The organism is Corallococcus sp. AB030 (assembly GCF_003668965.1).
GTDB lineage: Bacteria > Myxococcota > Myxococcia > Myxococcales > Myxococcaceae > Corallococcus > Corallococcus exiguus.
The window spans coordinates 1-24,519 of record NZ_RAWQ01000038.1; the positions used below are offsets into that span (position 1 = coordinate 1).

Below are 24,519 nucleotides of genomic sequence, written 5' to 3' on the forward strand. Positions count from 1 at the left end.
GGGGAAGCGCTCGGCGAATTCCTTCTTGAGCTCCGTGGGGGACTTCTCCGGGCTCCAGATGCTGTCGCGCAGCGACTTGTATTCCGTGGGGGACAGCTGGCCCCGCTCTTCCGCGTCGGCCAGGACTTCCACCACCTCGAAGGCGGGGGCCTTCTCCGGGAACTCGTGCTGCTGGAGCTCTTCCGGGGCTTCGTGCTTGGCCAGGAAGCTGAACGAGCGCGTGAGCTTGAGCGCCGTCTGCTTCTTGATGTGCAGCTCCTTGAGGCAGTAGGCCTCGAAGGAGGCGTGGCCCCACTCCTCGTACTTCGCTTCGTCCCGGACCTGGACGAGCAGCTTGCCCAGCTCCGCCCAGGTGGACTTGAAGCGCTTGGCGGCGAGCAGGACGGTGTGGCGGAACGTCCCCGGGGGGACGCTCATGGCCTTCTTGGCAATTTCGACTTCGGCGACAGAGGCGGACATGCCTGTTGTATCGGGCACGTCCGGAGGGTGGGCAAGAAAGTCGCCCTACCCTCGCTTGCCGATATTGAACGAAAGCCCCACGGTGGCGCGCTCGCCGTCGTAGGCCTTGAAGGGCCACTTCTTCAGCTCGGCGAAGAGGCACTCGAAGAGTGGGCCCTGCTTGAACTGGGGGTTGTCTACCCACAGCTTGTTCACGCGCCCGTCGTTCCCGATGACGAACTCCATGGGGATCTTCGCGGCCAGACCGGGCGTGCGCTCGGCCTCTTCCTTGAAGCAGCGGAAGAGCTTGGACTGGTTGCCCGCGACGACGCGGTTGATGGCGCCCTGGTCGAACTGCTGGGCCATCTCCAGGCCGTCCGGATCCGTGGAGACGCTGCCCGTGCGGGGCGGCGGCCGGTTGCCCGCGACGGCGGCGCTGGCCACCGCGCCACTTCCCGCGGGCTTGGCGGGGGTGCTGCCCTGCCCCGCGGGGCGATCCGGGCGGCGAGGGTCGTTGGACGGATAGGCGAAGAGGTCTTCGTCATCCCCGCGCGCCTGGGCCAGGCGGATGGTGGGCGGGTCCATGGTGATGCCATCGCCCTCCTCGGTCGCGCCGAACAGGCCATACACGGCGGCGTTGCGCGCCAGGTACCAGCCGGTGACGCCCAGCAGGAGCGCCACGCCCGCGGCGACGCCGGCCAGCACCTTCACCCGCTTCTGGTTGCGGGCCTGTTCGACGAGCATCGTCTGGGCGACGCGGCCCTGCGCCTCGAAGCGCGCGATGTGCACCTGGAAGGTGGCGGTGTCCCGGAGGTTGCGGAACTCCCGCTCTCCGGCCGGAGCCACCTGGCTGTCCGGGGTCAGCTCCCCCGTGTAGAGCTTCTCCACCACCTGGGACGCGGTGATGGGCCCCAGCACCAGGTCGCCCTGTCGGAAAAGCCACTGCCCATCACTGTCCATCGCGAGTTCTTGAGCGGCCAGCATTCGCGCGGGAGTATCGTGTTTCTCCCATCGACACCGCAACGCCGTGGCAAGGACCTCTCTCAGACGAATTCCCGCCGTACTGTGGACTTGGTATCGCGGCGGAAACTTCCGCGGCTTCCAGCGCCAGGTGGAAGGTCCCACGGTCCAGGACGCGCTCGAAAACGCCCTGGAGCAGGCAGGCTCACCGGCCACGGTGATGCCGTCCGGGCGCACCGACCGGGGCGTACACGCGCGGATGCAGGTCATCAGCCTGCGCCTCAATGAGGATGTCCCCCTGGATTCGCTGCCCGCGCGGCTGGCGCCGCACCTGTCCCCGGACGTGGGGCTGTGCATCGCGAAGCGGCCGCCGGGCGCCTTTCACGCGCAATGGAGCGCGAGCGGCAAGGAGTACCGCTACCACCTGACGCTGGGCACTCCGCCCCCGGAAGCCTGGAGGCCGTACGCGCTGGACGTGGCGGCGGATGTCACCCTCCAGGCAGGCCACCGGGTGACGCCGGAGAAGCTGGAGGGACTGCTCGCCCGCGCCGTGGGCACGCGGGACTTCACCGCGTTCCACGAGCGCTCCAGTCCCCAGAAGCCGCGCACGCTTCAGTCCGCCACCCTGCGGGAGCTGGGCGGTGGGCTCTTCGAGGCGCGGCTGGAAGGAGACGGCTTCGCGCGCTACCAGGTGCGGTACCTGGTGGGCAGCGCGCTGAAGGTGGCCGCGGGGCTCCTGTCCGAGGAGCAGTGGCACGCGGCGCTGGATTCGGGAACCGCCCTGCCCGGCTTCAAGGCCCCGGCGCATGGGCTGGTGTTGTGGGAGGTCCGCTATCCTTCCGCGGTGGACCCTTTCGGGCCCGGCGAGCGCCTCCACCCGCCCGGTCTGCCCGACGCGCCACCCTTCACGGGAGCGCCGCCGGGCTGACGTGGCGCTTCAGTCCACGAAGCGCGCTTCGTACTTCGCCAGCAGATCCGAGATGGCCTCCCGGAGGTACTCGCTCTGACGGATGCGCGTGGTGCGCGACAGCTCCTTCAGGGCATCCAACTTCTCGCGGTTGAGACGAAACACGACCGAGGTGAGGCGGGGATTCATGTCCAAGTGCGCAACCTCCGACAGATGCACACACCCTCTCACAATGTCGGACAACCTCAAGAAAACAACCTACGAGGCTGAACCCACCGGGATGATCCACTGCAACCCGGTGAAGAGCTCGGTGTCCGCGCGCAGTCCGGAGCCGAACCCGAACGTGAAGCCGAGCCCGCCGTACAGCGCGAAATGATCCGAGAGGGTGTGTCTGGCGCCGAACCCTATGCGAGGCCCCAGCCACGGCCCAGAAATCGGACGCACGGAAACGCCCAGGTCGAAGAAGGTCCGCCACGACTCGGATCCGAAGACGCTGCGGTAGCCGGTGATCAGCGCCAGATCCTCCCCCGGGCGGCCGGTGCTGCCGCGCGCGAGGAGGAACACCTCGTCCCCTCCGTAGCCCACGGTGATCGCGGCCCCCAGATCCAGGTGCCCGGCGAGTCCGGACACGGCGGAGTCCCCGCTGATCCGTTCGGAGTACGTGGCCCCGGGCCCCACCGTGAGGATCAGCGAGCGCCGGCGCGCGTACGGCCCATCATCCAGGTACTCCACGGCGGCGGCGGGGGTGGCCAGCGCCAGGCCCAGCGCGATCAGGAAACCCGAGGGGAGACCCTTCACCCCACCACCGGGAGCTTGAAGCCCTCGGACTTCCCCTGCCCTGCCCCGGCCGCAGGGGCGATGCCGGCGGCCTCGTTGAGGCGGCCGGAGCGGAAGGGCTCCAGATCCAGGGCCACGAACTTGAAGCCCAGGGACTTGAAGGCGCCGTTGATCCGCTCGCGGATGCCAGCCTCGAAGAAGCGGGGGTACTCCTCGCTGGCCAGCTCGATGCGCGCCACGTCCTGGTGGTAGCGGACGCGGAACTGCTTGAAGTCCAGCGCGCGCAGCTCCGACTCCGCGGCGGCGATCTGCAGGAGCCGGTCGCGCGTCACGGAGGTGCCGTAGGGGATGCGCGACGCCAGGCACGCCATCTGCGGCTTGTCCCAGGTGGGCAGCCCCAGCTTGCGGCTCCACGCGCGGATCTCATCCTTGGTGAGCCCGGCCTGCGCCAGGGGGGACACCACCCGGTGCTCCTTCGCGGCCTTGTGGCCGGGCCGGTGATCCTTGAAGTCGTCCGCGTTGAAGCCGTCCAGCACCACGGACAGCCCCAGCTCCGCGCGCTTCGCCTCGCAGAGGTCGTACAGCTCCGTCTTGCAGAAGTAGCAGCGGTTGGTGGGGTTGGCGGCGTAGCTGGGGTTCGCCAGCTCGTTGCTGGAGACGACGACGTGCCGGGCGCCCAGGCGGCCCGCCAGCTCGCGGGCCTCGCGCTCCTCCTCCGGGGCGACGGAGGCGGACAGCGCGGTGAGCGCCAGGGCGCGCTCGCCCAGCACCTCCGCCGCGATCGCGAGGACGAAGGTGGAGTCCACGCCGCCGGAGAACGCCACCAGCGCGCTGCCGTGGGCGCGCAGGGCTTCGCGCATCGCCTCCAGCTTGGGGCGGGACGCTTCACAGAGGGCTTCAATCCGCTCGGGGCTCAGCATGGGGGACTCCTAAAACGGAAGGGCCCCGGATTGCACGCGCATCGCGCGGGCAACCTGGAGCCCTTCGACAGTCAGGACAGCGGTGGGGACTACCGGGCCTTGCCCTTGGCGGCCTTCTTCTTCGCGGCCGGGGCCGGCTTGCCCACGCGGGCGGCGCGGGTGGCCGGACGCGCCTTGGCGCCCTTGGAGCCCTTGTCCGCCTTGGGGGCCTTGGCGGCCTTCACGGCGGCGACGCGGACCGGCGGGTCCTCTTCGTCGCGGCGGGCCTTCTTCGGCGGCAGCGGGTTGGCCTTCATCTTCTTGCCGGTGATGGTCTTCAGCTCGTCCGTGGACATCAGGCCCAGGTCCAGCAGCGCCTGGAAGATCTTCGTCCCACCGTCCTCCACCGACTCCGAGTCGGAGTAGATGGTCACCTCGGGTGAGGTGGGCGGCTCGTACGGCTCCGTGATGCCGATGAAGTTGGGGATCTCCCCGTTGAGCGCCTTCTTGTACTTGCCGGTGGAGTCACGCTCGATGAGCTTCTCCGTGGGGCAGTCGACGTAGACCTCCACGTACTTGCCCACCGCGCGGCGCACTTCCTCGCGGCTCGACTTGTAGGGGCTCACGCAGGGGACGAGCACCGCCACGCCGTTGCGGGCCATGAGGCCGGCGACGAAGCCCAGGCGGCGCACGATCATGTTGCGCTCGTCCTTGGTGTCGCCGATGCCAGCCCACAGGTCGTTATGGAGTTCGCCCTCGTCGAGGACCTCCACGTTACGTCCGACCTGGCGGAGCCGGGCCGCGATGTAGGCGGCCGTCGTGGTCTTCCCAGTTCCGGACATGCCGGTGAGCCAGAGGGTGAATCCGTTGTTGGTGGCCATAAGGGTTCTAACTCCCTGCGTCCGGAGCGCTTCTTGCACGCGGCGTGGGACGCGGCAGATCCAATAGACCACCGCTTTATAGACGAAAACCCAGTCACTTGACAATTCGGACCCACCTTTCCGCAGGTGGGGTCGGTTGCAGGGCAAGTTCCCGCCCTTACACGGTTTTTTCAAACCTGAAATCCGCCAATGCAAGCGGAACAGTCTGAAAATCGCCCGCGCTCCAAATAGACCGGGAGGCGGAGGCGGCACGGCCTCCGCGTATGGCAACCACGACGTAGGACACCTGGGGCAGCAGTGGGATTCCCGAGGGAGCGGCCTGGCGTCGGTCCTCGGAGGAGAACACGGCGGGCGCGTCCACGTGCGAGTGGAAGACGCAGACCGCCGCCTCCTGTCGCGCGTCCGCGTCCAGGCACACCTGGAGCCACACCTCTGGGGCGAAGGCGTAGGCGACGTGCGGCGTGGGAGAGGTGTTGGGCAGCGGGACGACCCGCCAGGAGTCACCCTCCCCCGCCCCGCTCCGGAGGATCACGCCGCAGCCTTCCTGGGGCCACGCGGCCTCCAGGTGGCGGATCATCGTGGCGAGGACTTCCGGCGGGGCGTGCTGGATCAGGGCTTCGCTTCCGCCGCGGCGCAGCGCGAGCACCGGCGGAGTCCCAGGTCCGTCATCGAGCCCGGAGCGCTCAACCACCGGCCGCCCAGCGACGGGCCCAGTCCCAACCGCAGCCGCTGGAAGACGAGCGCGCCCAGGGCGCCCAGGGCCACGCCCATGGCTCCATCCGGTGGCGTGCCCAGGTGGCGCACCGTTTCACCGAAGCACCAGACGCACCCGTCCGCGCCCCGGAACACCACCGCGCCACGCGCGCCGTCGCCCCCCAGCGCGACCCAGGGGGCCTCTCCGCTCCAGGCCGCTGGCAGTTCCGCGAGCAGCCCGCCGCCGGGAGTGCCCACCGCGTCCGGGTTCACCTCTGGCACCACGCGCGCCAGCACCTCCGCCACGGGCTGGCCCACGTCATGCGCGGACGCGAGGAACCCCGGCGACCAGGGCCCCATGGTCAGCGATCCCACGCCCGTCACGGGAGTACCGCCGCCCGCCAGGTACGCCGTGGCCGTGAGGCCGGAAGCGCCCAGCCCGTCCACGCGCGCGCCGCCGGCCAGCAGGGCCTCCTGCCCGCGCCCACCTACGTCCCTCAGGAGGATCTGCCGGGAGTAGCGGAGAATCTGATCCTCGCGCAGCGCCATGACGGCCCCTTCAGCCCCCCGCCATCGCGGGGATGAGGGTGATCCGGTCCGCGTCCTTCACGGGCGTGTCCAGGGCCTTGAGCGCGCGCACGTCCTCGTCATTGAGGAAGACGTTCACGTACCGGCGCACGGCGCCCTTGTCGTCGAAGAGGCGCGCGCCCATGCCGGGATAGCGCGCTTCCAGGTCGCGCAGCACGTCGCCCACGGTGGAGCCGGTGGCCTGGACCTCGGACTGGTTGCCCGTCAGCGTCCTCATGGGTGTCGGAATGCGAATCGTGGCCATTGGCTCATTTCCCCCGCTTGCGGATGATCAACCGGTGCGTGCCGTCCCCACGTGGATCCAGGGACACCACGTCGTGGCCCTCGTCCTTCGCGCTGCGGGGCACGTTCTTCAAGGGCTCGTCGCCCTTGAGCAGCACCTCCAGCAGCGTATCCGGAGGCAGCGACTCCAGCTTCAGCTTGGTGCGCACGTAGGTCATCGGACACACCTCGCGGGTGATGTCCAACGTCGCCGTCACGTCGGGCATGCGGTGTCCTCCTGGGATGAAGGGAACGGGGGCAGCGTCTGGATGGCGCACCCCGGGCAGTCGGGCGCGCGCGTCACCTTCACCGTGCGCCCCTCCAGCGTCTCGCCGTCGAGCACGTGCAGCGTGGCCTGACCGCGGGGGCCCGTGGCCGCGCCTGCCAGCAGCTCCAGCGCGAGCAGCGCCTGCACCGCGCCGATGAGCCCCGCCATCGCGCCCAGCACACCCGCCTGCGCGCAAGTGGGCACCGCGTCCGGGGGCGGCACGTCCTCATAGAGGCACCGCAGGCACGGGCCGCCGGGGTCGATTCGCAAGGCCTGGCCGTTCATGCGCAGCACGCCGCCGTATACGAGCGGCACGCCGGTGAGCACCGCCACGTCCGACAGGAAGAACTTGGTGGCGACGCCGTCGGTGGCGTCCACCACCAGGTCGTGCTCGCGGAAGAGCGCTTCGGCGTTGCCCGCGTCCAGCCGCTCCGGCAGGGCCTCCACGCTCAAGCCAGGGAAGGCGCGCAGGAGGCCGGCGGCGGCGGACTCCGCCTTGAAGCGGCCCACGTCCTGGGTGCGGTGCCAGAGCTGCCGGGGGAGGTTCGTCACGTCCACCCGGTCCGGATCCACCAACGTCAGGTGGCCCACACCGCCCTGCGCCAGCGCGAGCGACGCCGGACAGCCCAGGCCGCCCGCTCCCACGACCAGCACCCGCGCGCGCTCGATGCGGGTGGCGTGGGGAATGCGTGCGTGATGGTCGGTATCCGGCGAACCGTGCATGGGACTGGTGCTCCGTGAGGAACGAACGAATATGGTGCGGCGACTCCACGTCCTGACTTCAGGACGCTCCCGAAGCCTTCCCTACCCGCCGCCGTCACAAGCGGCCCTCACCAGCCAGGACATATGAAAAACCTGACCGGCGCGCTCGTGTTTTCCACCCTGCTGTCCCTGGCTGTCGGCTGCCACAAGAACACCGGGGAGAGCCCGGACGCGGCCACGCAGACCGGCACCGTGAAGGAGGAGCTCCAGTCGGGCCGCGAGGCCGCTCCCCCGGAGGCCACCGCCGAGGCTGGCACGAAGGACGCGAGCGCCGTGACCTATGACTCGGGTGCCAGCGACCGCCTGGCCCTGGAGGCCTGCGTGGACGGCTGGCTCAAGACCCACAACCTGGACAAGTACGGCAGCCAGAAGGGCACCATGTACGCGGGCGGCACGCCCCTGTTCGACGAGCGCACCGGAGAGACGAAGGACCGCCTGGACTTCGTCCTGGAGCGCCAGCCCGAGGCCAAGAAGGCGTGCGTGGACGAAGGCGCCCCCAAGTAGCGCGTTTCCCCTTCCGCACCCGCCAGGACGCTGACCTGGCGGCTTGCCGGGAATTCCGCTCCCCGGGAAGGTCCCGTAAGCTGCCGCTCGAATGGACAGCGACCTCCGACCCGGCGACGACCACCCGGCCCATGACCTGAAGGCCCGCGTCCGCGCCGTGCTGGAGCGCCGCAACCTCACGGACAACGTGTCCGCGGAGCAGGCGGCGGCCTCCTGGGAGCAGGACCGCTTCGTCGCCCGGGCCCGCGCGCTGTTCTACGCGCGGATGATGTTCCTCACGTTGGGCCTGCTCATCCTCGCGGTGCCCGCGTGGAGCGGCTACTTCGGCTTCAACGGGCCCATCTCGTTCCTGGGCTACTTCGCGATGCTCCTCTACAGCGTCGCGAACCTGCTCGTCATCGACCACCCGAAGGCGGGCCGGTGGGTGACGTACCTGTCGCTGTGCTGCGACCTGCTGATCACCGTGGTGCTCATCGCCCGGCCGCAAGTGGGCGGCGGTCTTCAAAGCCCGCTGCTGGCGACGCAGCTGCTCTTCACCACGCTCTTCGCCATCCTCTTCCCCAAGCCGCTGGCCATCCTGCCGCCGCTGCTGGCGCTGCCCATCACCACGCGCCTGGACCTGCTGCTCAACCGCTCCGTGACGGCGGTGGAGCTGCTCACGCTGCTCTGGTACCTGGGGCTCAACTTCATCATCGTCTACGTGCTCGTGTATCTGAACGAGCGCGAGGCCACTGCGCACCGCGAGGTGGTGTCCCTGCAGGGCGACCTGAAGGAGCTGGCGGTGGTGGAGGAGCGCAACCGGCTGGCGCGCGAAATCCATGACGGCCTGGGCGCGTCCCTGTCCTCGATGATCATCCAGGCGGAGTACATCCTGAACCTCGCGCGCGAGGACGGGCTGCGCACGGAGATCCGCGAGATGAAGGCCACCGCGGAGGAGTCGATTGAGGAGCTGCGCCGCAACCTGCGGATGATGCGCGACGACTTCGAGCTGGCGCAGGGCCTGGAGGACTACATCAAGACCTTCCGCGACCGCACCGGGCAGGACATCCGCTTCGAGCGCACGGGCCTGACGCGCAAGCTGCCCCCGGACGCGCAGCTGGCGCTGTTCCGCATCCTCCAGGAATGTCTGTCCAACGCCGCGAAGCACGCCGAGGCGAAGGAGGTCCAGGTGCGCCTGGACTTCAGCGCGGAGGGCGTGCACCTGGTGGTCCGCGACAACGGCAAGGGCTTCGACCCGGGCCGCACGCCGCGCGGACACTACGGCCTGCTCAACATGCGTGAGCGGGCGATGAAGCTCGGGGGTTCCATCGTGGTGGACTCGGCGCCCGGCGCCGGAGCCCAGGTGGCCTTCTCCCTTCCCTGCCTTTCCGCCTGACACGCACCGGAGCCCGCCCCGTGGACCCGACACCGAATGCCCCCGCCCTCCCCATCCGCGTGTTCGTCGTGGAGGACCAGACCAAGATCTTGAAGAACCAGCTGCGCCTCTTCGAAGGCCACCCGGACATCGACATCGTGGGCACCGCGTTGTCCGGTGAGGCCGCGCTGGTGGAGGTGGAGCGCGAGCAGCCGGACGTGCTGCTGCTGGACCTGGGGCTGCCGCGCATGAGCGGCATCGACGTCACTCGCGAGGTGAAGGCGCGCTTCCCGAAGGTGGAGATCCTGATCTTCACCATCTTCGACGAGGAGGACAAAGTCCTCGAAGCCGTGAAGGCAGGCGCGTCCGGCTACCTGCTCAAGGGCGCCACGGTGGACAAGATCGTGGAGGCCATCAAGGAGGTGCGCGCGGGCGGCACGGTCATCCAGCCGAACCTCGCGCGGCGCCTGCTGCGCCACTTCCGCGTGGAGCCGGACACCGCGCCCGTGCCCACGGAGCCCCTGGCCGTGGCGCCGTCCGCCTCAGAGCCCGCGGCTCCGGCATCCGCGCAGGAGCCGTTGCTCAAGCCGCTGTCGGACCGCGAGCGGGAGATCCTCCAGCTCATCGCCAAGGGCGTGTCCAACAGCGAGGCGGCCCGGCTGCTGTCGCTCTCCAAGGCGACCATCCGCACGCACCTGGAGCACATCTACCGGAAACTCGAAGTGACGAACCGGGTGGAGGCCGTCACCGAAGGCATCCGCAAGGGCCTGATCTCCGTCTAGAAGCGGGCCCTGATGGGCCGGGCCGCTTCTTTTCACGGACGACGCGGTGCGTGGCCTCTATGGTGGGGAGTCTTCGTTCCCCACTCACAGGAGCCCCACCATGGACGTCCGCGCCGCCGTCGCCTTCGAGGCCGGCAAGCCCCTGAGCATCGAAACCGTGCACCTGGAGGGCCCCAAGGCGGGCGAGGTGCTGATCGAGCTGAAGGCCACCGGCCTGTGCCACACCGATGAGTTCACCCGCTCTGGCGCGGACCCGGAAGGGCTGTTCCCCGCCATCTTTGGCCACGAGGGCGCGGGCATCGTCGTGGACGTGGGCCCGGGCGTCACCAGCGTGAAGAAGGGCGACCACGTCATCCCGCTCTACACGCCGGAGTGCCGCGGCTGTAAGTCGTGCCTGTCCCAGAAGACGAACCTGTGCACGGCCATCCGCGCCACGCAGGGCAAGGGCCTGATGCCGGATGGCACCAGCCGCTTCCGCCTGGGCAAGCAGGCCATCCACCACTACATGGGCTGCTCCACGTTCGCGAACTTCACGGTGCTGCCGGAGATCGCGGTGGCGAAGATCCGCGAGGACGCCCCCTTCGACAAGGTCTGCTACATCGGCTGCGGCGTCACCACCGGCGTGGGCGCCGTCGTCTACACCGCGAAGGTGGAGGCCGGCGCGAAGGTCGTCGTCTTCGGCCTGGGCGGCATCGGCCTGAACGTCGTGCAGGCCGCGCGGATGGTGGGCGCGGACATGATCGTCGGCGTGGACCTGAACCCCGCTCGCAAGGAGATCGCGGAGAAGTTCGGGATGACGCACTTCGTGAACCCGAAGGAAGTGGAAGGCGACCTCGTCCCGTACCTGGTGAACCTCACCGGCGGCGGCGCGGACTACAGCTTCGAGTGCATCGGCAACGTGAAGACGATGCGCCAGGCCCTGGAGTGCTGCCACCGCGGCTGGGGCGAGAGCATCATCATCGGCGTGGCGGGCGCGGGGCAGGAGATCAGCACCCGCCCGTTCCAGCTCGTCACCGGCCGCGTGTGGAAGGGCAGCGCGTTCGGCGGTGCCCGCGGCCGCACGGACGTGCCGAAGATCGTCGACTGGTACATGGACGGGAAGATCCAGGTCGACCCGCTGATCACGCACACGCTGAAGCTGGAGGAGATCAACCACGGCTTCGACCTGATGCACGAGGGCAAGTCCATCCGCAGCGTGGTGAAGTACGGATGAGCGCAGTGACGCCCACGCTCGTCAGCGAGCACGCGTGCTTCGGGGGGGCGCAGTCCTTCTGGAAGCACCCGTCCGAGGCCTGCGGCGGTGAGATGCGCTTCAGCGTCTTCACCCCGCCCCAGGCGAAGCACGGCAAGGTGCCCGTGCTGTACTACCTGGCGGGCCTCACCTGCACGGAGGAGACCTTCGTCACCAAGGGCGGCGCGCAGCGCGTGGCGGCGGAGCTGGGGCTGATGCTCGTGGCGCCGGACACCAGTCCTCGCGGCGCGGGCATCCCGGGCGAGGACACGGACTGGGACTTCGGCACCGGCGCGGGCTTCTACCTGGACGCCACCCAGGAGCCGTGGAAGGCGCGCTACCGCATGGGCACGTACATCACCCAGGAGCTGCCCGGCATCATCGGCGCGCACTTCCCCGCGCGCATGGACCGCGAGGGCATCTTCGGGCACTCGATGGGCGGGCACGGCGCGCTGGTGACGGCGCTCCGGAACCCGGGCCGGTACAAGTCCGTGTCCGCGTTCGCTCCCATTGGCGCTCCCATCCGCAGCCCCTGGGGCAAGAAGGCCTTTGGCGGATACCTGGGGCCGGATGAGCAGACGTGGCGCGAGTACGACGCCACGGAGCTCTTGAAGGCCGGCCGGCGCGTGCCGGCGCTGCTCGTGGACCAGGGGACGAAGGACAAGTTCCTGCCGGACCAGCTGCACCCGCACTTCCTCAAGGAAGCCTGCGAGGCGGCGGGCCAGCCCCTCACCCTGCGCATGCAGGAGGGGTACGACCACGGCTACTACTTCGTCTCCACGTTCATGGAAGACCACCTGCGCCACCACGGCGCGGCGCTGAACGCGGGCTGAAAACAGCCCCTGGCGCGCCCCGGGCCTACACGGTCCGGGGCGCTCTCCCCCTCAATCCCCCTTCCCTCTCCGGCCCGGACGTGGGAGGCGTGGGGCATGACTGCTTCCTTCAAGTCCCTGGGCCTGTCCCCCGAAACGCTGGGCGCCGTGAAGCGTGCCCGCTTCGGTACCCCCACGCCCATCCAGGCGCAGGCCATCCCGCCCGCGCTGTCCGGCCGCGACGTCATCGGCTGCGCGGCCACTGGCACCGGCAAGACGGCCGCCTACCTGCTCCCCATGATTGAGCGCTTCGCGGGCGAGAAGGGCACCCGGGGCCTCATCCTCACTCCCACGCGCGAACTGGCGCAGCAGGTGGAGGAGCAGGCCCGCTTCTTCGGTGAGCCCCTGGGCGTCATGCCCGTCCTCATCGTCGGCGGCGAGGACATGAACGCGCAGGTGGATGCGCTGAATTCACGTCCCACCCTCATCGTGGCCACGCCGGGCCGGCTCGTGGACCTGCTGGGCGTGAAGGCCGTGAACCTGTCGCGCATCCAGACGCTGGTGCTGGATGAAGCGGACCGGATGCTCGACATGGGCTTCCTGCCGCAGATCAACCAGATCCTCTACGCGCTGCCCCGCCAGCGCCAGACGCTGCTGTTCTCCGCCACCCTGGGCGCGGACGTGACGCGCTTCGGACAGCGCGCCCTGCACAAGCCGGTGCGCGTGGAGGTGACGCCCAGCGGTACGCCCGCGCCCCGCGCCGAACAGCACCTCTACATCGTGAAGCCCGAGGAGAAGTGGCCCCTGCTCCTCACGCTGCTCTCACAGGATCAGGCCAGCGCGCTCGTGTTCGTGCGCACCCAGCAGCGCGCGGACAAGATGAAGGAACTGCTCGCCGCCGCGGGCCACAAGTCCGCCGCCCTGCACGCGGGCCGCACGCAGGCGCAGCGGCGTCAGGCATTGGAGGGATTCCGCCGCGGGCAGTACCGCTGCCTCGTGGCCACCGACCTGGCGGCGCGCGGACTGGACGTGGATGACATTGGCCACGTCATCAGCATGGACGTGCCTCACGGGCCGGAGGACTACGTGCACCGCATTGGCCGCACCGCTCGCGCGGCGGCCAGTGGACGGGCTTCGTTGTTCGCGCTGGAGGTGGAGCGGCGCACGCTCCAGGACATCGAGCGCATCATCCGCCAGGAGCTTCCGCGCACGGAGGTGCCGCGCAGGGACCCCCTCTTCAAGCGGGAGATGGAGGCGTTCGCGGCGAAGCAGCGCGACCCGGGACCGCCCCAGGCCGACCATGGACGCTCCAAGCGGCCCGAAGGCGCGGCGCCCGGGCGGCATGCCCGGACGCACGGCAAGGGCCGGCCGAAGGGTCCCGCCGGTCAGTGATCGTGGTCGTCGTCGGGGCCGTGCGCGTGGCCGTGCTCGAGTTCCTCGGGCGTGGCGGCGCGCACTTCCTTGATGGAGACCTCGAAGTGCAGTTCCTTGCCGGCGAACGGGTGGTTGAAGTCCACCAGCACCGTGTCCTTGCGCACTTCCTTCACCAGGAAGTCGACCTCGTCGCCCTCCGGATCCGTGGCGCTCAGGATGCCGCCGGCCTTGATCTCCAGGTCCTCGGGGAACTCGGTCCGGGGGACCTCCTCGACGCCTTCCGGATCGTAGTCGCCGTAGCCGTCCGCCGCGGAGACGACCGTCTTCAGCGACTCGCCCGCGGACTTGCCCTCCAGCGCCTTCTCCAGGCCGGGGACGATCTCCTCGTAGCCGTGCAGGTAGACGAGCGGCTCGCCCGCCTCGCTCTCGTCCACGGTCTTCCCGTCGCCGAGGTGCAGCTTGTAGTCAATGGCGACAACACTGTCCTTGCCGATTTTCATGGGGCCCTCATAGCGCATTCAGTCATGTCGCGGTGGAAGGATGATGATCACCGTTACGGCGTGCACAGGGACGTCCTACCAGCGCATGTGCAGCTCGAAACGGCCGAGTCCGTCGTCGGACTCCAGCACCGCGTTGGCATTGGCGGCCCCGGCCTGACGCAGCGCCTCCTCGCAACACCCCGCCGCGGCCTCCGCCGGGAAGGGATAGCCCTGGAAGGTCACCCGCCAGTCCTTGGGGCCCAGCTCCGTGGAGGTGATCTCCACCGGCTCCATCACGGAGCGGAAGCTCAGCGCCACCCGCTTCATCGCGCGGTCCGGGCCCGCGACCTTCAGGGCCACGTTCACGACCTTGCCCACCAGCGTCTCGAAGTAGCCGCGCACCAGGTCCCGGCCCATCTGCCGCAGGGCCTCCTCGCGAGGCCGGCCCGCGTACGCGGCCTGCAGCACCAGGTTCTGGCAGCGCTGGAACACCGACGCCGGATAGCTGGCCCTGGGCCGGTCCGGGTCATAGCCAGCCGCCGCCATCCGCTCGCGCAACGCGTTGTCCAACCGCACGCAGCGCAGCAGCGATTCGAACAGCGTGGACTGGATGACGACCTCGGCCGGGGACATGGACGCTCGAATTGGGGAAACGCGTTGAAACCTGTAAGGCGCGCGACACTACCCTTTCGGGTCCTGGAAGCGAGCCCTCCGGCGATGTCACGTCCAGCGCTTGTCGTTTCAAGGCTTTGGAGCCTCCAAGGAGGCAATCGACCGCCCTTGGAAACGATTTCCGAGCAGGGCCGTCCGTGAGCCAGACGATGGAAGGCGTTACGGACGAAGTGCTCATGGACCAGTTTCGCCAGGGAGACGAGCCGGCGTTCGAGGCGCTGTTCGCCCGGCATGCCGGGCGTGTGCACGGCTTCCTCGCCCGCATGGTGAGGGACGGGCCGCTGGCGGAGGACCTCATGCAGACGACCTTCCTTTCCGTCATCCGCGCCCGGGGCCGCTACGAGCGCGGCACCCGCTTCACCCCCTGGCTGCTCACCATCGCGGCGAACGCGGCCCGGGACGCGCTGCGGCATCAGCAGCACGTGGACGCGCACGCGCACGCGCCGCAGGACGGACCCACGTCGGTGCCCGCGCCGGACGGGGACCCGGCCATGCGCCGGCGCATCGAGGACGCGCTCCAGCAATTGCCCGTGGAGCAGCGCGAGGCGGTGGTGCTGAGCAAGATGGAGGGCTGGTCCTTCGAGGAGATCGCCGAGATGCGCGGCATCCGCGCGGGCGCGGCCCGGCTCCGGGCACACCGGGGCTACGAGAAGCTGCGTGAGTTGCTGGGCGGACTGGAGGACGTGTCATGAGCCCTCCGAACGACCCATGGCGGTCCACCCCGCCCCGCCTGGACCCGAAGGCGATGGAGCGCGCGCTGGCGGCATCGCGCGCGGAGCTGGCCCTGAAGCGGCCGGTGCGGGGGTGGCGTTCGCAGGCGTTGGGCGTGTTCGCGGCGTCCGCGGGCATGGCGCTCGCGGTGATGGGCGTGTTCCTGGCGCTGGGGCGCACCACGGGCTCGATGCTGATGGGCCGCGCGCCCCTGCTGGCGATGCTGCTGTCCACGAGCGCGGTGTGCTCCTGGGGAGCGCTGTCCCCGCGAGGGCGCAGGCTGCGCTGGGTGGGCGTGGGCATGGCGCTGGTGAGCTCCGCGCTGCTGGTGCTGACGCGGGCCACCCCGCGGGGCCCTTCCAGCCTCCCCGAGTGGGTGTGCACAGTGAGCCACGTGGCGCTGGCGTTGGTGCCCCTGGTGGTGGCGCTGGTCGCGTTGCGGTCGGCGGTGTTCGACCCGCTGCGCGCGACGGTGGCGGGGCTGGCGGTGGGGACGGTGGGCGCGGTCGTGGGCGAGCTGGCGTGTGAGCAGGGCCCCGGCCACGTGGCCACCTATCACCTGGGGGCATGGGCGCTGTTGACGCTCGTGACCTGGGCGCTGTCGAAACGACTCAAACCCCGGACCTACGCACCATGAAGCACGACCCCTCGCTCATCTTGATGGAAGACGTGGACGGCGCGCCGGTGCGCATGGGCGCGGCGGTGATGATCGTCCGCACGGAGCCGGATGACTCCGTGTCGGAGCGCTTCCTGGGCCGCGTGGGCGTCGTCGTGGCGCTGGTGTTCGACGATCCGCCCATGCAGTACCCGAGCGACCCGCTCATCCAGGTGCGCGTGGCCGGCGTGGGCGAGGACCTGTTCTTCGCCCGGGAGATCGTCGAGGTGCCCCAGGGTCACTTCGTCGCGTTCGGGTCGTCCAGCTCCGGGTAGTGCCGGAAGATGCCGTGCGGGTTGAAGGGCTGGGCGCGCGGGGATTTCTTGTAGGCAGCGATGCGAGGGCGCTCCGCGACGCGCTGACGCAAGGCCATCACGCCGGGAACCTCCGGGGCGACGCGGCGCATGGCATTGGGAAAGGCATACAGCAGGCCTTCCACCAGTTGGTATAGCGCCAGTTCCGGATAGGAGAAGTCGCGGCCCAGGAGGAACTTCCCGCCGCCCTGCGTGTTTGCCTTCAACACGCGTTCGAAATAGCCCAGGAACTTCGGGATGCGCTGGGTGCGGAAATCCTCGGCGCGCTGCTTCGCGGCGTCCTTCTGCTCGTCGTAGTACTTCATCACGGCGAGCGGGTGGTGCGTGTCATGTGCTTCCGCGACCGCGTCCGCGACGGTGAGCTGAAATTGACGGGCATGGAGACGCGAGGCTTCGTCCGCGGGGACCAGGCCGAAGCGCTCACCCAGGTAGGAGCAGATGTTGGGCGCCTGGGAGAAGACGACGTCGCCCACCTTGAGCACGGGCGGCGCGTACGCGGGCACGGAGCCCTTGGAAATCATCGCCGTGATGGCCTTGGCGCCGCCGCCCTGGGCTTCGGGCAGGAGGCCCACGTCGACCCAGTCCGCGCCCGCCTCCTCCAGCACCAGCCGCACGAACTCGCCCCGGCCGGGGATGCCGGGCCAGTAGTACAGCTCGAACTTCGCGTCGCTCATCGCCGTCACCTCGCGTGATGGGAACCGGCGCGCATCCTGTGCTCGGGGGATGCGCGCTTTGGAAGCCCATCTACGAGGAGGGTTCACTCCCCCACGGTCTTGAGGTCAGTGCGTTCCGCTGGTGACCTTCAGCCCGATGATGGCGACGATCATCAGGACCAGGAAGAACAGGCGCGAGGGCGTGGCGGGCTCATGGAAGAGCACCATGCCCGCGATCGCCGCGCCGGCCGCGCCGATGCCCACCCAGACGGCGTAGGCCGTGCCGATGGGGAGCTGCTTCACCGCGAGGCCCAGGAGGCCCATGCTCGCGATGATGGCGGCCACCGTGAGCACGCTGGGCAGCGGTCGGGTGAAGCCCTGCGTGTACTTGAGGCCCAGCGTCCAGCAGACCTCGAGAAGGCCCGCGATGATGAGGAGGATCCACGACGGCGACATGACGCACGACTCCCGTTAAGGCGTCGTCTTGTCGTGACCGGGTACGGCGCACCTCGTCCGGGCTCAGAGGCCCCACCCTGGGGCTTCCGCACGCGACTCGAAAGCTAACCGGGATGGTCGCCGACCGCTACTCCTTCAGGCTTGCTCGTCAGGCAGCAACGTGAGGAGAAGCTCGTCGTTGGGACCGAGGGGACGCCAGCCTGGCGGGGGTGGATTGGCGCGGAGGGCTCGAATGGCCCGCTCGACCCGCTGCTCGTAGTTATCAGGAGCGTCAGTGGACCAGTAGGCGAGCGCCTTGGCGAGCTGAAATCGGGATTGATCATCCATCTCGGATGGCCATCCCTTCGGAAGGCTGTAGGCGAAGTGACGAACGAACACGTCGCGTACGAACCGTGTGACCTGCTTGCTCCGCTCCGCCTCTACAAGCAGTCCACGGAGGACCTGGACACCCGCGACATCGTCCTTCCCAAGCTCCTCCGCCAGCTCCACGAACGGCATGGCCGGATGCGCCTCTGCGAACGCGGTGAGCGACTTGAAACCACGCTCCTGAAGCCGCTCATGGATGCGAACCTTCCAGTTGCCATTCCAGGAACGCCCGTCCGTCATCGTCTGCTCCCTCGAACGAAATTCATGGAGATGTCGTAGGTCCTCATCCAGTCCGCCACGATGTCCAGGACCTCGTGGCGGGTCAACCTCTTGCCCGCTTCGACTTCAGCTTTGCGAAGCGCCTTCATGATCAGCTGATTCCATTCACCGGGCCAGGTGCGCCCCAGCCTCCAATCACCGCCACCATGTATGGCCTCATGGTGCGAACGCTCCAGGCGGACGCAGAACTGGTCGATGTCCATCGCCCCTTTGAAGCCGCGCTTCTCGAACCACTCCCGGTGCTCTCGCGGCATCACGTGGTGCCGCGGCGCATCCGACATTCCGGCCCCTGCCCTGCCGGTCTCGCGCATGCCACGGACCTCTGGCCCATCACCGAGCGCTTCGCGGACGCCCTTGGGCAGGTCCTGACCGCCCTGCGACATCAGCAGCTGTCCGGCGTGGACGCGGACCGCCGCGCTGACGACTGGCGCGGAGAGGACACCTGCCTGGACGAGCGCCCGCATCCGCTCCACCCACTCCGCAGAGACGACAATCCGGGAGCCCATCATCACGCCGCCCGACCCCATCACGAGCCCTACGCCAATGGTCGCGGGAGCCGCTGGCGGCAGTCGTGGCAGTGACGCCTTCAGGGACGACACCAGCGTGAGCATTTCCAGGAACCGCGCCGCCGCCACGACCTTCCCGCCCAGCTCCGCCGATGCACGGACACCTTCGCGGATGGACTGGAACTCACGCGTGAGGGCCCCCATCTGCCCTGGCAGCGCGACCGACGCGGACTCCACCTGCTCCGGATCCAATGACTGGAGCCGCTTCAGGCTCGGATCGATCCGCCCCTGCACACGGGCCAGGTCCACGAAGAGCTGCTCGACGCTGTAGAAAGGGCACTGCTCAAGCACGGCATCCGCGAGTTGGAGGAAGTCGAGCCACGCGGCCAACAGCATCGCGCTGGCGAGTGCGGCTTCGATTCGCTGGCCCGACATCCGGAGGAGCCCCTGCGCCAGCTCCGCGTCCGTTACCGCCTCCGAAGCCTCCTCAAGCAACGTGGCGTCCTCGATCAGACCGCGGATCCCGGCCAACTGCCCCGAGCCGTGTTCGAGGTAGCGCGTGAAGACACCGCCGTGCCCGCCGATGCCCGCGCCCCGGTCCTCCAGCCTGGCGAGCCCCCGGGCGATGCCATCCAGTGAGTCCGACACCTCCTGGATGGCATTCCGGACCGCCCGGAACTCCAAGGGAGCCGCCGTCTCTCCTCCCCTGGACCGGCCCTGCCACCCGAGACCCGCGCTCACTCGCGAGCCCTGATGCAGCTCACGCCCCCGCACGGGCGGCCCGGAGGCACACGCCAGGGACATCATCACGACACCCAGCAGCCATCGCATCGCTGTCATGGAGCCTCCTGGAAAGGGGAGCTCCACTCTAACGAGACAAACGAGGCACGAACCTGCTAAGCTTGAAAAACAAGCAATAGTGACAAAGCCGTAAAATTTCAGTGGAGGCTTTTCAATGCAGCCCAAGCATTTCGCCGTCGCCGCTAGCGTGTCGCTGTTCGCGCTGGGGCTGAGCGCGCAGGCGGCGGAGATCTTCCGCAACACCGGAACACTCACCGGATGGAACTCCATCAACCGCGAGCACAACGGCTCCGTGAACGAGGTCACCAACGTCACCTATGAGGGCCCCACCGCCATCAAGGTCACGCAGATCTACGACCCGAACTACACGGGCCGGTACCACTCGGAGGTGGTGAGGAACAACGTCTACCGCCGCGGCGACACGGGCTTCTATGGCTTCACGTTCCGCCTGCAGCAGGACTGGCAGTTCCAACCCCAGTCCTACAACATCGCGCAGTTCATCGCGGACTTCTCCAACACCGGCTGCGACGACTACATGCCGTCCACCATGGTGTGGCTGTCCGGCAACCAGCTCTACACGCGCGTCAAGCAGGGAACCGTCTGCAACCAGAAGACCGTCACCTTCCCCAGTCTGGCCACCGTGAGCGCGGGGGAATGGCACAAGGTCATCCTGCAGGTGAAGTGGGCCAGCGACAGCACCGGCTACATCAAGCTCTGGTTCGACGGCGTGAAGGTCCTGGAGCAGTTCAATCTGGCGACCACCGTGGCTGACGACCGCTACTTCCAGTTCCGCGTCGGCCTCTACGCCAATGGCTGGCACGACAGCGGCTCCATGCAGGGCTCCCAGCCCAACCGCAGCATCTGGTTCGACGAAATCGCCGCCGGCACGACGTTCGCCGACGCCGACCCTTCGCAGTGGTAGTCCCGGTGGGCGCGGCGAGGTCCTCCCCCCGCCGCGCCGCCAACCTCACGGCAGCTGTGACTGGAACGCGCCCCACCGCGTGTGCACCCACTGCCGGATGTATTCCACCTCCTCCGCGTGGGTCTTGAAGTCCTGGCGCAGGTGCCAGTCCGGGAAGTTGCCGTACCCTCCGTCGCTCCCCGCCTCCGGCTTCGCGAAGTCGCGGTACTCCGTTGCCCACCGCGCCTCGTCTCGCTGCGCGTTCGGCCCCAGCTCCTGCACGTAGCCGTCAATCAGGGCCTGCACCGCGGCCTCGCTCAGCTCGTTCTTCAGGGCCTGGCGGTAGCGCTCGCGCACGGGGCCCGCGATGGTGGGCTCCGCCAGCATCCGCTTGAAGAGCAGGTTGTCCGACGCGTAGGTGGGCCGCGCCGTGGCGCTGGTGCGCGTGGTGTCGTAGTTCTGCCCGAAGCTCGCGTCCAGGTCCCACGGGATGAAGCGCCACGGTCCGCCCGCCTTGGGGTCATACGCGTGATAGGCGTTCTTCCCCTGCGAGTCATTGCCCTGGATGAGCGTATTGAAGATCCACCAGTCCTCGTAGTCCCGCGCCTTCAGCTTCGTGCCGAACTCCTGGCGGAAGCCATCCGCGCTGGAGTCCGCCACCCACGCGACGAAGGCGTCCAGCGTGTCGAAGGCGTGGGCCTGGTTCTGCTCGGGCGTTCCCTCGTCCTTTTCGAAGCCGACGTGGAGGTGCTCCTTCGTCTGTCCATTGCGCTTGAGGCGGGAGAAGTTGGCGTCCGCGTCCACGCCCTTGAACAGGTCCGAGTCGTTGTCGATGCCGTTCCACCCCATCAGCCGCCTGTCCACGTGGTCCGCCGCCGTGTAGAGGCCGCGGTACTTGTTGTTCGCGTACACCACCACGCTGAAGGTGCGGATGCGCACGGCGTCGGGCGACAGCCGGTTCCACAGGTCGAACGCGAGCCGCGAGCGCAGGTATGAGTTGTCATTGAACGGGGTGATCAGCACCAGGCGCTTGCGGTCCTTGAAGCCGTCGCCGAAGACGGGCTCGGAGAACAGGTCGTCCTCCGCGAACTTGAAGGTCAGGCTGCGCTTGGGAAACACGCTGGACGTGGCCCCGCGGTACTTCGCTTCCATCGTGAAGCGGTGGCCCCGGTACACCACCTCCGCGGGCCGGTAGCCTCCGGACGTCAGGCCCACGGCCGGGTCGAAGAACAGGTGCACCACGGGCAGCCCGTACTCCTCCGTGTAGGCCGCGGGGTCGACGATGTCGACCTTACCCGGCGCGTTGTCATTGTTGGCCACGCCCACCTTGAGCGTGCCCGTCTCGTCGGTGGTGCGCTCCTCCAGCGTGAGCATCCACACCGCGCCCTGGTTGAGCGCGGGCGTCCAACGCAGCGTGGCGGTGGACTCGTCGAACGTGGCGCCCTGAGGCAGGTTCTTCACCCCGAAGCGCAGCCCGGCCTCCTTGAGGCCCGTCGCGCACGTCACCTGCGCGGTGAAGGCCTCGCCCTCCAGCACCCAGCGCGTGTCGCCCGCCGTGGGTGCGCAGGCCCGCGGTGCCGTCCCCGCGTCCGGCGTCACGGTGCCCGCGTCGGACTGCGAACCCGTTCCCGCGTCGGAGGACGGCTGCGTGCCCCCATCCATCGTGCCCGCGTCGGACTGCGGGTGCGTGCCCGCGTCGGAGTCCGTGCCGGAAGGCGTGTCGTTCGTGGGCGATGGGGTGTCACCGCCGCCGCACGCCACCAGAGCGAAGCACGCCAGCCCCGCCAGTCCCCGCGTCCACCATCGCCTTGTTCGCACCGAGCAGCGTCCCCCTTGCGTCACGGGCCTGTGACAGGCCGTGGAGGCAAGGGGTAGTCATCGTTCCGGAGTGCCGACACCCGCGCTCCGGGGCGATGTCGCACGCCCGACAGCGTCAACGTCAGTACGTCACGATCAAGCCAGCGTGCAGGCTGGAGTACGTCTCCTCGGCCGCTCCTCCGTTGTTCCAACCAGTGAGCGTGCCGGGCCCGGAGAAGCTGTCCTTGAAGTGCTCCAGGTGCCAGGCCACCTCGTAGCCGAACGGTCCCCAGATGTCCCCGGACACGCCCAGCTCCGCGCTCCAGCCGAAGCTGGACACGGACGTGCCGTAGTCGCGGACCTCCAGCGCCCGCCGGCCCCCGTCCGCTTCCGGCGAGTGCCCCGGCTTGGGCGACAGCAGGAGCCCGCCCGACGCGTCCAGCCGCACCGAGCTGAACAGCGGCACGGACAGGTCCACCGCCACGGACGGGAACACGCGGTGCGTGCCGGTCAGCGGGTTGTCCGTGGACTGCTCCACGTCGAACGCGCGCGTCTGGATGCCGGCGCGCGCGCCCACGTAACCCTGCTGCGGCCGCGTCGTGCCAAAGCGGAAGTAGTAGCGATACATCGCCTGCGCGGTGAAGGCCGTGTCCGTGGCGGACACCTCGCGCACCGGCGTCTGGCCGCCGTCCCCGGTGAGCGTCACGTCGGAATTGGAAAAGCCCCGCTGCACCCCCAGCTTGAACCCCAGCCCGCGCAGCACCGACGGGGTGGCGCGCGCCAGGGGCAGCACCTCCACCTCCAGCGCCAGCCCCAGGTACGGATACGACGACCTGAAGTCCGACGTGTCCCCGAGCTGATCCTCCTCCGGCAGCCTGTCGTACGCGCCGCAGCTGTCCACGCCGGGCCGCGCGCAGTAGCGCCGCCACGTTGCCGTCAGGGACAGGTTGAGCCGCACCCAGGTGGGCGCGCCCACCTCCGGCTCCGCCTTCGACTGCGCCTTGCCTGACGGTCCGGTGCCCAGCCGCAGCGACAGCCACGCGGGGGACTCCCGGGTGCCATGGAAGGCCGGCGGCGTCAGGACGTCGGAGGCCGCCGCGGCCGGAGCCGACAGGGCTCCGACGAGGGCCAGGGTCCGCGGCAGTCCCGAGAGGACCCTCGCGCTTCGGGTGGTCGTCATGCTCCGGTCAGGTTCACCCAGCGCCGGGGCGAAGTCCAGGCTCGGGGCTCAGGCGTTCATCACGTGACCCACGCTGGCCGTGGAGGGCACCGGCGCGGGCTGCGGGGTGAGCGAAGGCGAGGAATCCTGGGACACCACGGGTGCAGGCTGGGATTCCTGCGCACGACCCAGGAAGTCGCGCCGGTAGATGCGCACCATGGCCATGAAGATGGACGCGATGAGCGGCCCCACCAGCAGGCCCATCATCCCGAACACCGCCAGCCCGCCGAACATGGACAGGAAGACGAGCAGCGGGTGCAGCGCCATGCGCGAGCCGCACAGCCTGGGGCGGATGACGTTGTCGATGCTGCCCACCAGGAACGTGCCCCACGCGAGCAGGAACACGCCCTCGCTCACCCGGTTCGCCGCGATGAGGATGACGCCAATGGGCCCCCACACGAGCGCGGTGCCACCCACCGGCACCAGCGCCACCAGCACCATGGCCGCGCCCCACACCCCGGCGTGCGGCACGCCCGCGATGAGCAACCCCACGAAGCCCACCGCGCCCTGCACCAGCGCGGTGACGGTGTTGCCGTAGATGATGGCGTACGCGACGTCCGTGAACTCGTGGGAGAAGGCGTCGAAGTAGCGGCGCTCCAGGGGAATCAGCCGCGCCACCTCGTTCACCAGACGACGGCCGTCCAGGAAGAAGTAGTACATGGCGACCGTCATCAGGAACATGTTGACGAGGAGCTCCGTGCCGGCGCCCACCACGTCCGCGAGCAGCCCCGCGCCGCCCGACACCGCCGTCATCAACAGGCGCTCCGTCTCCGAGCTCTCCGGATCGAAGTGCACGTAGCGGGCAAGACCCCGGGGCAGGCTGTTGAGGAAATGGTGACGCAGGTCCACCTGATCCAACAGGTCCTGCGCCTGGCCCACGAACTGGAGCACCTCCCGGGCCACCATCCAGCCCACCAGGGCCAGCGGGGCGAGAATCAGCAGGAACACCGCGAGGGTGGACAGTCCGGCCGTCAGGGACTTGCGGCCCTGGAGCCGCCGGTCCAAGGAGTCCTGGATGGGCATGAACAGGACGACCAGGAAGCCGCCCAGCAGCACCGGCATCAGGAACGGCAGCAGGATGCGTGAAAAGAGAATCAGCGCGAGCGCGAACAGCCCCGCGAAAATGAAATTGGACCACCGCTTCGAATCGCCCGCCGTCACCGCCCCACCCCGTCCCCCAGAACGACTGCACACAACGTAGGAATGGTTATTCCCACCA

Annotated in this window: 31 protein-coding genes and 1 riboswitch; of the genes, 11 read left to right on the forward strand and 20 right to left on the reverse strand. The window is 69.0% G+C overall.

Annotation, left to right across the window (positions count from 1 at the left end):
* Both D7Y15_RS12340 and D7Y15_RS12345 read right to left on the reverse strand, forming a co-directional pair.
* Nucleotides 1-477: hypothetical protein (locus D7Y15_RS12340; protein WP_169849696.1), on the reverse strand; the 477-nt coding region annotated here is incomplete at its 3' end.
* Nucleotides 478-504: 27 nt separating this feature from the next.
* The gene (locus tag D7Y15_RS12345) at nt 505-1,422 is read right to left on the reverse strand and encodes an AgmX/PglI C-terminal domain-containing protein (RefSeq protein ID WP_121752681.1); all 918 of its coding nucleotides are present in this window, start codon (nt 1,420-1,422) and stop codon (nt 505-507) included.
* Between the two features lie 43 nt (nt 1,423-1,465).
* Between D7Y15_RS12345 and D7Y15_RS12350 the strand changes: the two genes are divergently transcribed.
* Nucleotides 1,466-2,326: a tRNA pseudouridine(38-40) synthase TruA gene (locus D7Y15_RS12350; protein WP_120581048.1), complete on the forward strand. Its 861-nt coding sequence runs from the start codon at nt 1,466-1,468 to the stop codon at nt 2,324-2,326.
* Nucleotides 2,327-2,335: 9 nt separating this feature from the next.
* Here the strand turns inward: D7Y15_RS12350 and D7Y15_RS12355 are convergent, their stop codons facing one another.
* The 9 genes from D7Y15_RS12355 to D7Y15_RS12395 form a co-directional block, all read right to left on the reverse strand.
* On the reverse strand, nt 2,336-2,500 hold the full coding sequence (locus D7Y15_RS12355) for a ribbon-helix-helix domain-containing protein (RefSeq protein ID WP_014396701.1): 165 nt from the start codon (nt 2,498-2,500) through the stop codon (nt 2,336-2,338).
* Nucleotides 2,501-2,563: 63 nt separating this feature from the next.
* A complete protein-coding gene (locus D7Y15_RS12360) occupies nt 2,564-3,103 on the reverse strand; it encodes a hypothetical protein (RefSeq protein WP_233604912.1) in 540 nt (179 codons plus the stop codon).
* A complete protein-coding gene (gene larE / locus D7Y15_RS12365) occupies nt 3,100-4,002 on the reverse strand; it encodes an ATP-dependent sacrificial sulfur transferase LarE (protein ID WP_121752682.1) in 903 nt (300 codons plus the stop codon). Before larE ends, D7Y15_RS12360 begins: the two co-directional genes overlap by 4 nt.
* Before the next feature lie 89 nt (nt 4,003-4,091).
* A complete protein-coding gene (cysC, locus tag D7Y15_RS12370) occupies nt 4,092-4,862 on the reverse strand; it encodes an adenylyl-sulfate kinase (RefSeq protein WP_120581050.1) in 771 nt (256 codons plus the stop codon).
* A 157-nt stretch (nt 4,863-5,019) separates the two neighbouring features.
* Nucleotides 5,020-5,508, reverse strand: coding sequence for a Mov34/MPN/PAD-1 family protein (locus D7Y15_RS12375; RefSeq protein ID WP_120581051.1), 489 nt, complete (start codon nt 5,506-5,508; stop codon nt 5,020-5,022).
* Nucleotides 5,472-6,104 (reverse strand): ThiF family adenylyltransferase, encoded by a 633-nt coding sequence (locus tag D7Y15_RS12380; protein ID WP_120581052.1) that lies wholly within the window; start codon nt 6,102-6,104, stop codon nt 5,472-5,474. Before D7Y15_RS12380 ends, D7Y15_RS12375 begins: the two co-directional genes overlap by 37 nt.
* 10 nt (nt 6,105-6,114) lie before the next feature.
* Nucleotides 6,115-6,387, reverse strand: coding sequence for a ubiquitin-like small modifier protein 1 (locus tag D7Y15_RS12385; RefSeq protein ID WP_121752683.1), 273 nt, complete (start codon nt 6,385-6,387; stop codon nt 6,115-6,117).
* Nucleotides 6,388-6,391: 4 nt separating this feature from the next.
* The gene (locus D7Y15_RS12390; RefSeq protein ID WP_014396694.1) at nt 6,392-6,631 is read right to left on the reverse strand and encodes a sulfurtransferase TusA family protein; all 240 of its coding nucleotides are present in this window, start codon (nt 6,629-6,631) and stop codon (nt 6,392-6,394) included.
* Nucleotides 6,619-7,395 (reverse strand): HesA/MoeB/ThiF family protein, encoded by a 777-nt coding sequence (locus tag D7Y15_RS12395; RefSeq protein ID WP_120581054.1) that lies wholly within the window; start codon nt 7,393-7,395, stop codon nt 6,619-6,621. The genes D7Y15_RS12390 and D7Y15_RS12395 overlap by 13 nt, the downstream gene beginning before the upstream one ends.
* A 123-nt stretch (nt 7,396-7,518) precedes the next feature.
* On the opposite strand from D7Y15_RS12395, the gene D7Y15_RS12400 reads away from it, so the two are divergent.
* From D7Y15_RS12400 to D7Y15_RS12425, 6 genes are all read left to right on the forward strand, one after another.
* Entirely contained in the window at nt 7,519-7,938 is a 420-nt protein-coding gene (locus D7Y15_RS12400) for a hypothetical protein (protein WP_121752684.1), read from the forward strand.
* 91 nt (nt 7,939-8,029) lie between these two features.
* Nucleotides 8,030-9,313, forward strand: coding sequence for a sensor histidine kinase (locus D7Y15_RS12405; protein WP_120581056.1), 1,284 nt, complete (start codon nt 8,030-8,032; stop codon nt 9,311-9,313).
* A 20-nt stretch (nt 9,314-9,333) separates the two neighbouring features.
* Complete coding sequence (locus D7Y15_RS12410; protein ID WP_121752685.1) at nt 9,334-10,074, forward strand: response regulator transcription factor; 741 nt, start codon at nt 9,334-9,336, stop codon at nt 10,072-10,074.
* A 100-nt stretch (nt 10,075-10,174) separates the two neighbouring features.
* A complete protein-coding gene (locus tag D7Y15_RS12415) occupies nt 10,175-11,287 on the forward strand; it encodes an S-(hydroxymethyl)glutathione dehydrogenase/class III alcohol dehydrogenase (protein WP_014396689.1) in 1,113 nt (370 codons plus the stop codon).
* Nucleotides 11,284-12,138 carry an S-formylglutathione hydrolase gene (gene fghA, locus D7Y15_RS12420; protein ID WP_121752686.1) on the forward strand — a complete coding sequence of 285 codons (855 nt, stop codon included), beginning with the start codon at nt 11,284-11,286 and terminating at the stop codon, nt 12,136-12,138. The genes D7Y15_RS12415 and fghA overlap by 4 nt, the downstream gene beginning before the upstream one ends.
* Before the next feature lie 96 nt (nt 12,139-12,234).
* Complete coding sequence (locus D7Y15_RS12425; protein WP_121752687.1) at nt 12,235-13,509, forward strand: DEAD/DEAH box helicase; 1,275 nt, start codon at nt 12,235-12,237, stop codon at nt 13,507-13,509.
* Here the strand turns inward: D7Y15_RS12425 and D7Y15_RS12430 are convergent.
* A complete protein-coding gene (locus tag D7Y15_RS12430) occupies nt 13,503-13,991 on the reverse strand; it encodes a peptidylprolyl isomerase (RefSeq protein WP_120581329.1) in 489 nt (162 codons plus the stop codon). The two genes, D7Y15_RS12425 and D7Y15_RS12430, sit on opposite strands and share 7 nt — an antisense overlap.
* A 75-nt stretch (nt 13,992-14,066) precedes the next feature.
* A complete protein-coding gene (locus D7Y15_RS12435; RefSeq protein ID WP_121752688.1) occupies nt 14,067-14,603 on the reverse strand; it encodes a DUF2378 family protein in 537 nt (178 codons plus the stop codon).
* A gap of 188 nt (nt 14,604-14,791) precedes the next feature.
* Between D7Y15_RS12435 and D7Y15_RS12440 the strand changes: the two genes are divergently transcribed.
* Genes D7Y15_RS12440 through D7Y15_RS12450 form a run of 3 tightly spaced genes read left to right on the forward strand, consistent with a single transcriptional unit; the run spans nt 14,792 to nt 16,283 of the window.
* Complete coding sequence (locus D7Y15_RS12440; RefSeq protein WP_014396684.1) at nt 14,792-15,334, forward strand: RNA polymerase sigma factor; 543 nt, start codon at nt 14,792-14,794, stop codon at nt 15,332-15,334.
* Nucleotides 15,331-15,990 (forward strand): NrsF family protein, encoded by a 660-nt coding sequence (locus D7Y15_RS12445; protein WP_121752689.1) that lies wholly within the window; start codon nt 15,331-15,333, stop codon nt 15,988-15,990. Before D7Y15_RS12440 ends, D7Y15_RS12445 begins: the two co-directional genes overlap by 4 nt.
* The gene (locus tag D7Y15_RS12450; protein WP_120575497.1) at nt 15,987-16,283 is read left to right on the forward strand and encodes a Carotenogenesis protein CarS; all 297 of its coding nucleotides are present in this window, start codon (nt 15,987-15,989) and stop codon (nt 16,281-16,283) included. The genes D7Y15_RS12445 and D7Y15_RS12450 overlap by 4 nt, the downstream gene beginning before the upstream one ends.
* Here D7Y15_RS12450 and D7Y15_RS12455 read toward each other — a convergent pair.
* The 4 genes from D7Y15_RS12455 to D7Y15_RS12470 all read right to left on the reverse strand — a co-directional run bounded on the left by D7Y15_RS12455 (nt 16,247) and on the right by D7Y15_RS12470 (nt 19,422).
* Complete coding sequence (locus D7Y15_RS12455; RefSeq protein WP_121752690.1) at nt 16,247-16,996, reverse strand: glutathione S-transferase; 750 nt, start codon at nt 16,994-16,996, stop codon at nt 16,247-16,249. The two genes, D7Y15_RS12450 and D7Y15_RS12455, sit on opposite strands and share 37 nt — an antisense overlap.
* Before the next feature lie 105 nt (nt 16,997-17,101).
* Entirely contained in the window at nt 17,102-17,431 is a 330-nt protein-coding gene (gene sugE / locus D7Y15_RS12460; RefSeq protein ID WP_120575499.1) for a quaternary ammonium compound efflux SMR transporter SugE, read from the reverse strand.
* Nucleotides 17,432-17,448: 17 nt separating this feature from the next.
* Nucleotides 17,449-17,518: riboswitch (guanidine-III (ykkC-III) riboswitch) on the reverse strand.
* 48 nt (nt 17,519-17,566) lie between these two features.
* Nucleotides 17,567-18,037 carry an NUDIX hydrolase gene (locus D7Y15_RS12465; protein WP_120575500.1) on the reverse strand — a complete coding sequence of 157 codons (471 nt, stop codon included), beginning with the start codon at nt 18,035-18,037 and terminating at the stop codon, nt 17,567-17,569.
* A complete protein-coding gene (locus tag D7Y15_RS12470) occupies nt 18,034-19,422 on the reverse strand; it encodes a DUF2380 domain-containing protein (protein ID WP_121752691.1) in 1,389 nt (462 codons plus the stop codon). The genes D7Y15_RS12465 and D7Y15_RS12470 overlap by 4 nt, the downstream gene beginning before the upstream one ends.
* Nucleotides 19,423-19,537: 115 nt before the next feature.
* Between D7Y15_RS12470 and D7Y15_RS12475 the strand changes: the two genes are divergently transcribed.
* On the forward strand, nt 19,538-20,305 hold the full coding sequence (locus tag D7Y15_RS12475; protein WP_121752692.1) for a polysaccharide lyase: 768 nt from the start codon (nt 19,538-19,540) through the stop codon (nt 20,303-20,305).
* A 45-nt stretch (nt 20,306-20,350) separates the two neighbouring features.
* Here the strand turns inward: D7Y15_RS12475 and D7Y15_RS12480 are convergent, their stop codons facing one another.
* From D7Y15_RS12480 to D7Y15_RS12490, 3 genes are all read right to left on the reverse strand, one after another.
* A complete protein-coding gene (locus D7Y15_RS12480; protein WP_121752693.1) occupies nt 20,351-22,102 on the reverse strand; it encodes a CotH kinase family protein in 1,752 nt (583 codons plus the stop codon).
* A 121-nt stretch (nt 22,103-22,223) separates the two neighbouring features.
* A complete protein-coding gene (locus tag D7Y15_RS12485; RefSeq protein WP_121752694.1) occupies nt 22,224-23,261 on the reverse strand; it encodes a hypothetical protein in 1,038 nt (345 codons plus the stop codon).
* Between the two features lie 48 nt (nt 23,262-23,309).
* On the reverse strand, nt 23,310-24,461 hold the full coding sequence (locus tag D7Y15_RS12490) for an AI-2E family transporter (protein ID WP_120575505.1): 1,152 nt from the start codon (nt 24,459-24,461) through the stop codon (nt 23,310-23,312).
* Between the last annotated feature and the right edge of the window lie 58 nt (nt 24,462-24,519).

Coding starts and splice junctions, on each gene's coding strand:
- D7Y15_RS12345 (WP_121752681.1), bottom strand. CDS start 1,422: ATGCTGGCCGCTCAAGAACTCGCGATGGACAGTGATGGGCAGTGGCTT.
- larE (WP_121752682.1), bottom strand. CDS start 4,002: ATGCTGAGCCCCGAGCGGATTGAAGCCCTCTGTGAAGCGTCCCGCCCC.
- cysC (WP_120581050.1), bottom strand. CDS start 4,862: ATGGCCACCAACAACGGATTCACCCTCTGGCTCACCGGCATGTCCGGA.
- D7Y15_RS12380 (WP_120581052.1), bottom strand. CDS start 6,104: ATGGCGCTGCGCGAGGATCAGATTCTCCGCTACTCCCGGCAGATCCTC.
- D7Y15_RS12385 (WP_121752683.1), bottom strand. CDS start 6,387: ATGGCCACGATTCGCATTCCGACACCCATGAGGACGCTGACGGGCAAC.
- D7Y15_RS12390 (WP_014396694.1), bottom strand. CDS start 6,631: ATGCCCGACGTGACGGCGACGTTGGACATCACCCGCGAGGTGTGTCCG.
- D7Y15_RS12395 (WP_120581054.1), bottom strand. CDS start 7,395: ATGCACGGTTCGCCGGATACCGACCATCACGCACGCATTCCCCACGCC.
- D7Y15_RS12400 (WP_121752684.1), top strand. CDS start 7,519: ATGAAAAACCTGACCGGCGCGCTCGTGTTTTCCACCCTGCTGTCCCTG.
- D7Y15_RS12405 (WP_120581056.1), top strand. CDS start 8,030: ATGGACAGCGACCTCCGACCCGGCGACGACCACCCGGCCCATGACCTG.
- D7Y15_RS12415 (WP_014396689.1), top strand. CDS start 10,175: ATGGACGTCCGCGCCGCCGTCGCCTTCGAGGCCGGCAAGCCCCTGAGC.
- fghA (WP_121752686.1), top strand. CDS start 11,284: ATGAGCGCAGTGACGCCCACGCTCGTCAGCGAGCACGCGTGCTTCGGG.
- D7Y15_RS12425 (WP_121752687.1), top strand. CDS start 12,235: ATGACTGCTTCCTTCAAGTCCCTGGGCCTGTCCCCCGAAACGCTGGGC.
- D7Y15_RS12430 (WP_120581329.1), bottom strand. CDS start 13,991: ATGAAAATCGGCAAGGACAGTGTTGTCGCCATTGACTACAAGCTGCAC.
- D7Y15_RS12435 (WP_121752688.1), bottom strand. CDS start 14,603: ATGTCCCCGGCCGAGGTCGTCATCCAGTCCACGCTGTTCGAATCGCTG.
- D7Y15_RS12440 (WP_014396684.1), top strand. CDS start 14,792: ATGGAAGGCGTTACGGACGAAGTGCTCATGGACCAGTTTCGCCAGGGA.
- D7Y15_RS12445 (WP_121752689.1), top strand. CDS start 15,331: ATGAGCCCTCCGAACGACCCATGGCGGTCCACCCCGCCCCGCCTGGAC.
- D7Y15_RS12450 (WP_120575497.1), top strand. CDS start 15,987: ATGAAGCACGACCCCTCGCTCATCTTGATGGAAGACGTGGACGGCGCG.
- D7Y15_RS12455 (WP_121752690.1), bottom strand. CDS start 16,996: ATGAGCGACGCGAAGTTCGAGCTGTACTACTGGCCCGGCATCCCCGGC.
- sugE (WP_120575499.1), bottom strand. CDS start 17,431: ATGTCGCCGTCGTGGATCCTCCTCATCATCGCGGGCCTTCTCGAGGTC.
- D7Y15_RS12465 (WP_120575500.1), bottom strand. CDS start 18,037: ATGACGGACGGGCGTTCCTGGAATGGCAACTGGAAGGTTCGCATCCAT.
- D7Y15_RS12470 (WP_121752691.1), bottom strand. CDS start 19,422: ATGACAGCGATGCGATGGCTGCTGGGTGTCGTGATGATGTCCCTGGCG.
- D7Y15_RS12475 (WP_121752692.1), top strand. CDS start 19,538: ATGCAGCCCAAGCATTTCGCCGTCGCCGCTAGCGTGTCGCTGTTCGCG.
- D7Y15_RS12485 (WP_121752694.1), bottom strand. CDS start 23,261: ATGACGACCACCCGAAGCGCGAGGGTCCTCTCGGGACTGCCGCGGACC.